The sequence below is a fragment of the Acidovorax sp. KPB24-07 genome (assembly GCF_057543315.1).
The window spans coordinates 1-9,278 of sequence record NZ_BAAJYS010000142.1 but is presented as its reverse complement, the minus strand read 5'-3'; the positions used below and the strand labels follow the sequence as shown (position 1 = coordinate 9,278).

Genomic DNA, 9,278 nt, shown 5'->3' with positions numbered 1-9,278 from the left:
GGGCCGCGCGGCGCGCCTGTTCGGCCGGCTGGTGGCCCTGATCGGCCCCACGCTGCAGCGCCCGGGGCTGGTGCGCGACCAGATCCATTTCCTGGGCAACTACTCGCTGTCCATCATCGCCGTGTCGGGCCTGTTCGTGGGCTTCGTGCTCGGCCTGCAGGGCTACTACACGCTGCAGCGCTACGGCTCGGCCGAATCGCTGGGCCTTCTGGTGGCGCTGTCGCTGGTGCGCGAGCTGGGCCCGGTGGTCACGGCGCTGCTGTTCGCCGGCCGCGCAGGCACCTCGCTCACCGCTGAGATCGGCCTCATGCGCGCGGGCGAGCAGCTCTCGGCCATGGAAATGATGGCCGTCGATCCGGTGCGCCGCATCCTCGCGCCGCGTTTCTGGGCCGGCGTGTTCACCATGCCGCTGCTGGCCGCGGTGTTCAGCGCGGTGGGCGTGATCGGCGGCTGGATCGTGGGCGTGCTCATGATCGGCGTGGACGGCGGCGCCTTCTGGGGCCAGATGCAGGGCGGCGTGGACGTGTGGAAGGACGTGGGCAACGGGGTGCTCAAGAGCCTCGTGTTCGGCGTCACCGTGACGTTCATCGCGCTGCTGCAGGGCTACCTGGCCAAGCCCACGCCCGAAGGCGTGTCGCGGGCCACCACGCGCACGGTGGTGATGGCGTCGCTCGCCGTGCTGGGGCTGGACTTCGTCCTCACCGCCCTGATGTTCAGTATTTGACGGGGCCGCACGCCCGCAACCCCTAGGAAACACACACCATGCAGCATTCCAAGAACGATATCTGGGTCGGCCTGTTCGTCCTGCTGGGTGGCGCGGCGCTGGTCTTTCTGGCCTTGCAGTCCGCCAACCTGCTCAAGTTGAACTTCCAGACCGGCTATCAGGTCACCGCGCTGTTCGACAACATCGGCGGCTTGAAGCCCCAGGCGGCGGTGCGCAGCGCCGGCGTGGTGGTCGGCCGCGTGCAGTCCATCACCTTCGACGACAAGAGCTTCCAGGCCAAGGTGACGCTGGAGCTGCAAAAGCGCTATGCGTTCCCCAAGGACAGCTCGCTCAAGATCCTCACGAGCGGCCTGCTGGGCGACCAGTACATCGGCATCCAGGCCGGTGCCGACGAAGCCAACCTGGCGGAAGGCGACAAGATCTCCTCCACCCAGTCGGCCGTGGTGCTGGAAAACCTGATCGGACAATTTCTCTATGGCAAGGCAGAGGGCGGCGGCAACAGCAGCAGCGCGCCTTCCTCCAGCACAGGTGGCAAAAAATGACGACAACAACGACCATGAAACGGGCCCTGGCCCACGGCAGCGCACTGGCATTGGGCGCGCTCTTCCTGACGGGCTGCGCCAGCGGCCCCGGGGCCAACCCGCGTGACCCGCTGGAGCCCTACAACCGCAGCATGACGAACTTCAACGACAACGTCGATTCGATCATCCTGCGGCCGGTCGCCACGGCCTACCGCGACATCACGCCCGCGCCCGTGCGCACCGGCGTGAGCAACTTCTTCTCCAACCTGGGCGATGCCTGGTCGTTCGTGAACAACCTGCTGCAGCTGCGCGGCGAGGGCGCGCTCAACAGCCTGGTGCGCTTCAACGTGAACACGGTGTTCGGCTTAGGGGGCGTGTTCGACGTGGCCAGCGAAATGGGCGTGGACCGCGCCAAGCAGGACTTCGGCCTCACGCTCGGCCACTGGGGCATCCCCACCGGCCCGTACCTCGTGCTGCCGCTGCTGGGCCCGTCCACCGTGCGCGACACGCTCGCGCTGCCGGTCGATGCCAAGGGCGACCTCGTCTCGTACGTGGACCCGGTGTCGGCGCGCAACTCGCTGTATGCCCTGCGCGTGGTGAACATCCGCTCCAACCTGCTGCGTGCCAGTTCGGTGCTGGACACCGCGGCGCTCGACAAGTACAGCTTCACGCGCGATGTGTTCCTACAGGTTCGCAGCCAGGAAGGCGGCGCGCCGGCCAACAGCGGCGAGGAAGAATACGACGACGGCGGCGGCAAGCTGCCCGAAGAGCCGGCGCGCTGAAGGGCCTCGGCCTTGGCGCGGCGCGGTTGCAGTTGCTTGCATCCGTGCACCGGACCGACGCATCCTGGCGCCGGCCCGACCCGAGAATGAACGAATCGAAGGGACGCCATCTGGGCGTGCCCGAGGAAGGAACGACACTGATGATGAATCGACGCACCCTGGGCCATGCCGCCCTCTGCACCGCCGCCGTGCTCTGGCTCGGCGCCCCGCTGTCCGCACTGGCCGCCGAAGAAGCGCCCGATGCGCTGGTCAAGCGCCTGTCGGCCGACGTGCTGGAAACCGTCCGCAACGACAAGAGCATCAAGGCCGGCGACGTGAACAAGATCATGGCGCTGGTCGACAAGACCATCCTGCCGCACGTCAATTTCCGCCGCATGACCGCCGCGGCCGTGGGCCCGGGCTGGCGCCAGGCCACGCCCGAACAGCAAAAGCGGCTGCAGGACGAGTTCAAGACGCTGCTGGTGCGCACCTATTCCGGCGCATTGAGCCAGGTGAACGACCAGACCATCACCGTCAAGCCCCTGCGCATGGCCGCCGACGACAAGGACGTGCTGGTGCGCACCGAGATCCAGGGCCGCGGCGACCCGATCCAGCTCGACTACCGCCTGGAGAAGACGCCCGGCGACGGCGCCGGCTGGAAGATCTACAACCTGAATGTGCTCGGCGTGTGGCTGGTGGAAACCTACCGCGGCCAGTTCGCGCAGGAGATCAACGCCAAGGGCGTGGACGGCCTGATCGAGTCGCTGGTGGCCCGCAACAAGGCCAACGCCGCCAAGGGCGGCTGACCGTTCGCCGGAGCCGATCGCGATGCTGGTGCTTCCTTCGGAACTGACCCATGCGCAGGCCAATGCGAGCTTGCGCATGCTGCTGCAGGGGCTCAAGGCCCACCGCGACGAGCTGCTGGTGGTGGATGCCAGCGCGCTGACCACGTTCGACTCGTCGGCGCTGGCGGTGCTGCTGGGCTGCCGCCGCGCCGCGCTGCTGGACGGCAAGCGGTTCGAGGTGAAGTCGCTGCCGGACGGGCTGCAAAAGCTCGCCGGCCTGTACGGCGTGGGCGAGCTGCTGCCGGCCGCCTGAGCCCTTCGGGCGTGGCGCCTGCACGGGCGCCGGCCCGTCCGTTGTCTGGCTGCCGCACCGCCTGGTTCGCACGCTGCCCCGTGCGGGCGCGAGTCGCCGGCCATCGCTGTTTTTCTTTCCCATCGCCTTGCGCGGGCACCGGTTGCCGGCACGCCGTAAAATCACCGGCTCCCATGCCCGCAGTCTCCTTCCAGTCCGTCTCCAAAACCTATTCCACGCCCAAAGGCCCTTTCCAGGCGCTTGACAACGTCAGCCTGGACATCGAGGAGGGCGAGTTCTTCGGCCTGCTCGGGCCGAACGGCGCGGGCAAGACCACCCTCATCAGCATCCTTGCCGGCCTCGCCCGTGCCACCAGCGGCCACGTGCGCGTGCAGGGCAGCGATGTGCAGGCCGATTTCGCCGCCGCCCGCCGCAAGCTGGGCGTGGTGCCGCAGGAACTGGTGTTCGACCCGTTCTTCAACGTGCGCGAGGCGCTGCGCATCCAGTCCGGCTACTTCGGCGTGAAGAACAACGAGGCCTGGATCGACGAGCTGCTGGAAAACCTGGGCCTGGCCGACAAGGCCGGCTCCAACATGCGCCAGCTCTCGGGCGGCATGAAGCGCCGCGTGCTGGTGGCCCAGGCGCTGGTGCACAAGCCGCCCATCATCGTGCTCGACGAGCCCACGGCGGGCGTGGACGTCGAGTTGCGCCAGACGCTGTGGCACTTCGTCGCCCGCCTGAACAAGGAAGGCCACACGGTGCTGCTCACCACCCATTACCTGGAAGAGGCCGAGGCGCTGTGCAACCGCATCGCCATGCTCAAGCGCGGGCGCATGGTGGCGCTGTCCACCACCTCCGACCTGCTGCACGGGGCTTCGACGAACGTGATGCGCTTCAAGACCGATGACGTGCTGCCGCCCGCCCTGGCGGCCATCGCCCGGGTGACCGGCCGCGTGGTGCAGCTGCCCGCGCAGGACGCGCAGGACATCGAGCGCCACCTGGCCGTGCTGCGCGCCGCGGGCGTGGCCGTGCATGACGTGGAGATCCGCAAGGCCGATCTGGAGGACGTGTTCCTCAACGTGATGGCGCAAAGCAGCTACCCCGACCCGGCGCGCGAGCCCGCGCCGCCCGAAGGACCCGAGGCCACGGCCGAAGGCGGGGTGCGCCTATGACCGGCTGGCAGACCCTGTTCTACAAAGAGGTGCTGCGGTTCTGGAAGGTGAGCTTCCAGACCGTGGCCGCGCCCGTGCTCACGGCCGTGCTGTACCTGCTGATCTTCGGCCACGTGCTGGAAGACCACGTGAAGGTGTACGACCGCATCAGCTACACCGCCTTCCTGATTCCGGGGCTGGTGATGATGAGCATCCTGCAGAACGCCTTCGCCAACAGCTCCTCCAGCCTGGTGCAGAGCAAGATCATGGGCAGCCTGGTGTTCGTGCTGCTCACGCCGCTGTCGCACTGGGCCTGGTTCGTGGCCTACGTGGGCTCGTCCATCGTGCGCGGGCTGGTCGTGGGGCTGGGCGTGTTCGTGGTGACGCTCGCGTTCGCACGGCCCGATTTCGCCGCGCCGCTGTGGATCCTGGCGTTCGCGCTGCTGGGCGCGGCGCTGCTGTCCACGCTGGGGCTGATCGCCGGGCTGTGGGCCGACAAGTTCGACCAGATGGCGGCGTTCCAGAACTTCGTGATCGTGCCCATGACGTTCCTGTCGGGCGTGTTCTATTCCATCCAGTCGCTGCCGCCGTTCTGGCAGACGGTGAGCCACCTGAACCCGTTCTTCTACATGATCGACGGCTTTCGCTACGGCTTCTTCGGCCAGAGCGACACGTCGCCGTGGCTGAGCCTGGGCATCGTGGGCATTGCCTGGCTGCTGGTCAGCGCGCTGGCGGTGCACCTGCTGCGCACCGGCTACAAGATTCGCAATTGACGACGCGACGACGCACCCACGACCCCCGAGCCCATCCATGACCGCCGACCAACTCAAAGACCTCATCGCCGCCGGCCTGCCTTGCGAGCACCTCGCGCTGGAAGGCGACGGACGGCACTGGTACGCCACCATCGTCTCGGCCGAGTTCGAGGGCAAGCGTGCCATCCAGCGCCACCAGCGCGTCTATGCCACGCTGGGCACCCGCATGCAGACCGACGAGGTGCATGCGCTGTCCATGAAGACCTTCACGCCCGCCGAGTGGGCCGCGCAGGGCGCCTGACGGCCTGTGGTTGGTTGCTCACTTTTTGATAGCTATATGCCCTAGTGTTGATTGCGCTGGCGGCACTTTTGACTGAAACACCGGGCTCGATGCCATGGACAAACTCCTGATTCGCGGCGGCCGCGCGCTGCATGGCGAGGTGCTGGTTTCCGGCGCCAAGAATGCCGCCCTGCCCGAGCTGTGCGCGGCGCTGCTCACGGCCGAGCCCGTCACGCTGCTGAACGTGCCCCAGCTGCAGGACGTGGCGACCATGCTCAAGCTCATCCGCAACATGGGCGTGGCGGCCGAGCGCTCGCCGGACGGCACGGTGCGCATCGATGCGGGCGCGCTCTCCACGCCCGAGGCGCCCTACGAGCTGGTCAAGACCATGCGCGCCTCGGTGCTGGCCCTGGGGCCGCTGCTGGCGCGCTTCGGCGAGGCGACCGTGTCGCTGCCGGGCGGCTGCGCCATAGGCTCGCGCCCGGTGGACCAGCACATCAAGGGCCTGACCGCCATGGGCGCGGAGATCCTGGTGGAGCACGGCTACATGATCGCCAGGCTGCCGGCGGGCGCCACGCGCCTGAATGGCGCGCGCATCACCACCGACATGGTCACCGTGACCGGCACCGAGAACTTCCTCATGGCCGCCACGCTGGCCGAGGGCGAGACGGTGCTGGAGAACGCCGCGCAGGAGCCCGAGATTTCCGACCTGGCCGAGATGCTGATCGCCATGGGCGCCCGGATCGAAGGCCACGGCACCAGCCGCATCCGCATCCAGGGCGTGGAGCGCCTGCACGGCGCCACGCACCGCGTGGTGGCCGACCGCATCGAGGCCGGCACCTTCCTGTGCGCCGTGGCGGCCACGGGCGGCGAGGCCCTGCTGCGCCACGGCCGCGCCGACCACCTGGACGCCGTGATCGAGAAGCTGCGCGAGGCCGGCGTGCAGGTGCAGGCCGAGCCGGAGGGCATCCGCGTCAAGAGCCCGGGCGCCGCGCAATTGCGCGCGCAGGGCTTTCGCACCACCGAGTACCCCGGCTTTCCCACCGACATGCAGGCGCAGTTCATGGCGCTGAACGTGGTGGCGCAGGGCACCTCCACGGTCACCGAGACCATCTTCGAGAACCGCTTCATGCACGTGGACGAGCTCGCACGCCTGGGCGCCAGGATCCAGACCGATGGCAAGGTCGCGGTGATCGAGGGCCTGGGCAGCACGACCGCGCGCCTGTCCGGCGCCACGGTGATGGCCACCGACCTGCGCGCCTCGGCCAGCCTCGTCATCGCCGGGCTGGTGGCGGACGGCGCCACCGTGGTGGACCGCATCTACCACCTGGACCGCGGCTACGACTGCATGGAAGCCAAGCTGCGCGGCCTCGGAGCCGACATCGAGAGGGCGGCATGAGCCGCCTTCGCCGCCCCCCGGTTCCCTGGCGTGCGGCGGCCGGGTTCCTTTTTTCTTCACCCCTATGACCATGATCACTCTTGCCCTGTCCAAGGGCCGCATCTTCGACGAAGCCCTGCCCATGCTGGCCGCCGCCGGCATTGCGGTGCTGGACGACCCCGAGAAGTCGCGCAAGCTCATCCTGACCACCAACCAGCCCGACGTGCGCGTGGTGCTGGTGCGCGCATCCGATGTGCCGACCTACGTGCAGTACGGAGGCGCCGACCTGGGCGTGACGGGCAAGGACACGCTCATCGAGCACGGCGGCCAGGGGCTGTACCAGCCGCTGGATCTGCAGATCGCCAAGTGCCGGGTGAGCGTGGCGGTGCGGGACGACTTCGACTACGTCCGCGCAGTGCAGCAGGGCTCGCGCCTGCGGGTGGCGACCAAGTACACCGCCATCGCGCGCGATTTTTTCGCGGCCAAGGGTGTGCACGTGGACATGATCAAGCTCTACGGCAGCATGGAATTGGCGCCGCTCACGGGGCTGGCCGATGCCATCGTCGACCTGGTGTCCACGGGCAACACGCTGCGGGCCAACCACCTGGTGGAGGTGGAGCGGATCATGGACATCAGCTCGCACCTGGTGGTGAACCAGGCGGCGCTCAAGCTCAAGCAGGCGCCGCTGCGCCGCATCATGACGCGTTCGCGTCGGTCATCCCCGCCGGCGGCTGACGTTGCGCGGGTGCCTCATATCGAATCCCACGCCGGCCAGGACGGGGCAGAATCCGGGCTGTGTCGAGAAAATTGTTTCTCGATGCATCTTGTGTTTCAGAAATCTGAGGTGTTCCATGTTCAAGAAAATCCTGGTGCTGGGCTGTCTGGCGCTGAGCGGCGCCTCGTTTGCCGCCGATGCCGACTTCACGCTGGTCAATCGCACCGGCTATGCGCTCAACGAGGTCTATATTTCGCCCACCAAGATGGACAAGTGGGGCAGCGACCGCCTGGGCCGCAACCAGCTGGTGAACGGCGCCTCGCGCAAGTTCAAGTTCGGCGACACCAAGCACTGCATCCAGGACATCAAGGTCGTGTTCACCGACGACGCCTCGGAAGTCGAGTGGGAGGGTTTCAACCTCTGCGAACTCGACAAGATCACGCTCAAGTACAACCGCAAGACGGGCGACGTGTCGGCAGAGACCGAATGAGCCCGGCGGCCCCTTCTTCCCCTTCGCGATAGAGATAGAAAAGCCATGAAAGCCACGCCTGTTCGTTTGCGTACCGATAGCGCCGATTTCGAGGCCGCGTTCCGGGACCGCCTGCATTGGTCCGCCGAGACCGATGCCGCCATCGAGCAGCGCGTGGCCGACATCCTGGCCGACGTGCAGGCCCGCGGCGACGCGGCCGTGCTGGAATACACGCGCCGCTTCGACGGCCTGCAGGCCGATTCCATGGCCGGGCTGGAGCTGTCGCAGGACGAACTGAAGGCCGCCTTCGAGGCCATTCCCGCCGCGCAGCGCGAGGCCCTGGAGGCTGCCGCTGCGCGCGTGCGCCGCTACCACGAGGCGCAGCGCAAGGCCAGCGGCGAAAGCTGGAGCTACCGCGACGAGGACGGCACGCTGCTGGGCCAGAAGGTCACGCCGCTCGACCGCGTGGGCATCTACGTGCCCGGCGGCAAGGCCGCATACCCCTCGAGCGTGCTGATGAACGCCATTCCCGCGCACGTGGCGGGCGTGGGCGAGATCATCATGGTGGTGCCCACCCCGCAGGGCGCGCGCAACCCGCTGGTGCTGGCCGCCGCCCATGTGGCCGGCGTGACGCGTGCGTTCACCTTGGGGGGCGCGCAGGCCGTGGCCGCACTGGCCTACGGCACGGCCACCGTTCCGAAGGTGGACAAGATCACCGGGCCCGGCAATGCCTATGTGGCGAGCGCCAAGAAGCGCGTGTTCGGCACCGTTGGCATCGACATGATCGCCGGCCCGAGCGAAATCCTGGTGCTGGCCGACGGCTCCACGCCGCCCGACTGGGTGGCCATGGACCTGTTCAGCCAGGCAGAGCACGATGAACTCGCGCAGTCCATCCTGTTGAGCCCCGACGCCGCCTACATCGACGCAGTGCAGGCCGCCATCGACCGGCTGCTGCCCACCATGCCCCGTGCCGAGATCATCGCCAAGAGCCTCACCGGCCGCGGCGCGCTGATCCTTACCCGCGACATGGAAGAGGCCTGCGCCATCAGCAACCGCATCGCGCCCGAGCACCTGGAGGTCTCGAGCCGCGAGCCCCACCGCTGGGAGCCGCTGCTGCGGCACGCCGGGGCGATCTTTCTCGGGGCCTACACCAGCGAATCGCTGGGCGACTACTGTGCCGGCCCCAACCACGTGCTGCCCACCAGCGGCACGGCCCGCTTCTCGTCGCCGCTGGGCGTGTACGACTTCCAAAAGCGCAGCAGCCTCATCGAGGTGAGCGAGGCCGGTGCGCAGACGCTGGGCAAGATCGCCGCCGAGCTGGCCTACGGCGAGGGCCTGCAGGCCCACGCGCGGGCGGCCGAGATGCGCATCAAGCCCTAAACACGGGCCACCTCCACGCGGGCCGCCCGCGCGGGCCCCTGCGCACCGCGGGTGCCGCCATGGGCGGCGG

General features: G+C 68.2%; 11 protein-coding genes and 1 pseudogene. All 12 read left to right on the top strand.

Annotated elements, in window-relative coordinates; genetic code table 11:
• The coding region (gene mlaE, locus AC27IQ_RS14625; RefSeq protein WP_487089899.1) for a lipid asymmetry maintenance ABC transporter permease subunit MlaE at positions 1–724 on the top strand (724 nt) is incomplete at its 5' end.
• Positions 725–762: 38 nt separating this feature from the next.
• Positions 763–1,266, top strand: a complete 504-nt coding sequence (gene mlaD, locus AC27IQ_RS14620) for an outer membrane lipid asymmetry maintenance protein MlaD (protein ID WP_284396724.1) — start codon at positions 763–765, stop codon at positions 1,264–1,266.
• The gene (locus AC27IQ_RS14615) at positions 1,263–2,027 is read left to right on the top strand and encodes an MlaA family lipoprotein (protein ID WP_284429925.1); all 765 of its coding nucleotides are present in this window, start codon (positions 1,263–1,265) and stop codon (positions 2,025–2,027) included. The genes mlaD and AC27IQ_RS14615 overlap by 4 nt, the downstream gene beginning before the upstream one ends.
• 140 nt (positions 2,028–2,167) lie before the next feature.
• Positions 2,168–2,812, top strand: coding sequence for an MlaC/ttg2D family ABC transporter substrate-binding protein (locus AC27IQ_RS14610; protein ID WP_284429926.1), 645 nt, complete (start codon positions 2,168–2,170; stop codon positions 2,810–2,812).
• Positions 2,813–2,834: 22 nt separating this feature from the next.
• A complete protein-coding gene (locus AC27IQ_RS14605) occupies positions 2,835–3,104 on the top strand; it encodes an STAS domain-containing protein (protein ID WP_284426007.1) in 270 nt (89 codons plus the stop codon).
• Between the two features lie 173 nt (positions 3,105–3,277).
• Positions 3,278–4,255: an ABC transporter ATP-binding protein gene (locus AC27IQ_RS14600; RefSeq protein ID WP_284429927.1), complete on the top strand. Its 978-nt coding sequence runs from the start codon at positions 3,278–3,280 to the stop codon at positions 4,253–4,255.
• On the top strand, positions 4,252–5,007 hold the full coding sequence (locus tag AC27IQ_RS14595; protein WP_272567593.1) for an ABC transporter permease: 756 nt from the start codon (positions 4,252–4,254) through the stop codon (positions 5,005–5,007). Before AC27IQ_RS14600 ends, AC27IQ_RS14595 begins: the two co-directional genes overlap by 4 nt.
• A gap of 37 nt (positions 5,008–5,044) precedes the next feature.
• Positions 5,045–5,287 carry a BolA family protein gene (locus AC27IQ_RS14590; protein WP_272567594.1) on the top strand — a complete coding sequence of 81 codons (243 nt, stop codon included), beginning with the start codon at positions 5,045–5,047 and terminating at the stop codon, positions 5,285–5,287.
• Between the two features lie 94 nt (positions 5,288–5,381).
• Positions 5,382–6,665, top strand: a complete 1,284-nt coding sequence (gene murA, locus AC27IQ_RS14585) for a UDP-N-acetylglucosamine 1-carboxyvinyltransferase (RefSeq protein WP_487089898.1) — start codon at positions 5,382–5,384, stop codon at positions 6,663–6,665.
• A 70-nt stretch (positions 6,666–6,735) separates the two neighbouring features.
• Positions 6,736–7,379: pseudogene (gene hisG / locus AC27IQ_RS14580) on the top strand (ATP phosphoribosyltransferase).
• A gap of 116 nt (positions 7,380–7,495) precedes the next feature.
• A complete protein-coding gene (locus tag AC27IQ_RS14575; RefSeq protein WP_317352588.1) occupies positions 7,496–7,849 on the top strand; it encodes a hypothetical protein in 354 nt (117 codons plus the stop codon).
• A 45-nt stretch (positions 7,850–7,894) separates the two neighbouring features.
• The gene (gene hisD, locus AC27IQ_RS14570; RefSeq protein WP_272567599.1) at positions 7,895–9,208 is read left to right on the top strand and encodes a histidinol dehydrogenase; all 1,314 of its coding nucleotides are present in this window, start codon (positions 7,895–7,897) and stop codon (positions 9,206–9,208) included.
• Positions 9,209–9,278: the final 70 nt, after the last annotated feature.

Bases quoted from the DNA above. Each gene is read 5' to 3' on its own strand.
- mlaD (WP_284396724.1), top strand. From the start codon at position 763: ATGCAGCATTCCAAGAACGATATCTGGGTCGGCCTGTTCGTCCTGCTG.
- AC27IQ_RS14615 (WP_284429925.1), top strand. From the start codon at position 1,263: ATGACGACAACAACGACCATGAAACGGGCCCTGGCCCACGGCAGCGCA.
- AC27IQ_RS14610 (WP_284429926.1), top strand. From the start codon at position 2,168: ATGATGAATCGACGCACCCTGGGCCATGCCGCCCTCTGCACCGCCGCC.
- AC27IQ_RS14605 (WP_284426007.1), top strand. From the start codon at position 2,835: ATGCTGGTGCTTCCTTCGGAACTGACCCATGCGCAGGCCAATGCGAGC.
- AC27IQ_RS14600 (WP_284429927.1), top strand. From the start codon at position 3,278: ATGCCCGCAGTCTCCTTCCAGTCCGTCTCCAAAACCTATTCCACGCCC.
- AC27IQ_RS14595 (WP_272567593.1), top strand. From the start codon at position 4,252: ATGACCGGCTGGCAGACCCTGTTCTACAAAGAGGTGCTGCGGTTCTGG.
- AC27IQ_RS14590 (WP_272567594.1), top strand. From the start codon at position 5,045: ATGACCGCCGACCAACTCAAAGACCTCATCGCCGCCGGCCTGCCTTGC.
- murA (WP_487089898.1), top strand. From the start codon at position 5,382: ATGGACAAACTCCTGATTCGCGGCGGCCGCGCGCTGCATGGCGAGGTG.
- AC27IQ_RS14575 (WP_317352588.1), top strand. From the start codon at position 7,496: ATGTTCAAGAAAATCCTGGTGCTGGGCTGTCTGGCGCTGAGCGGCGCC.
- hisD (WP_272567599.1), top strand. From the start codon at position 7,895: ATGAAAGCCACGCCTGTTCGTTTGCGTACCGATAGCGCCGATTTCGAG.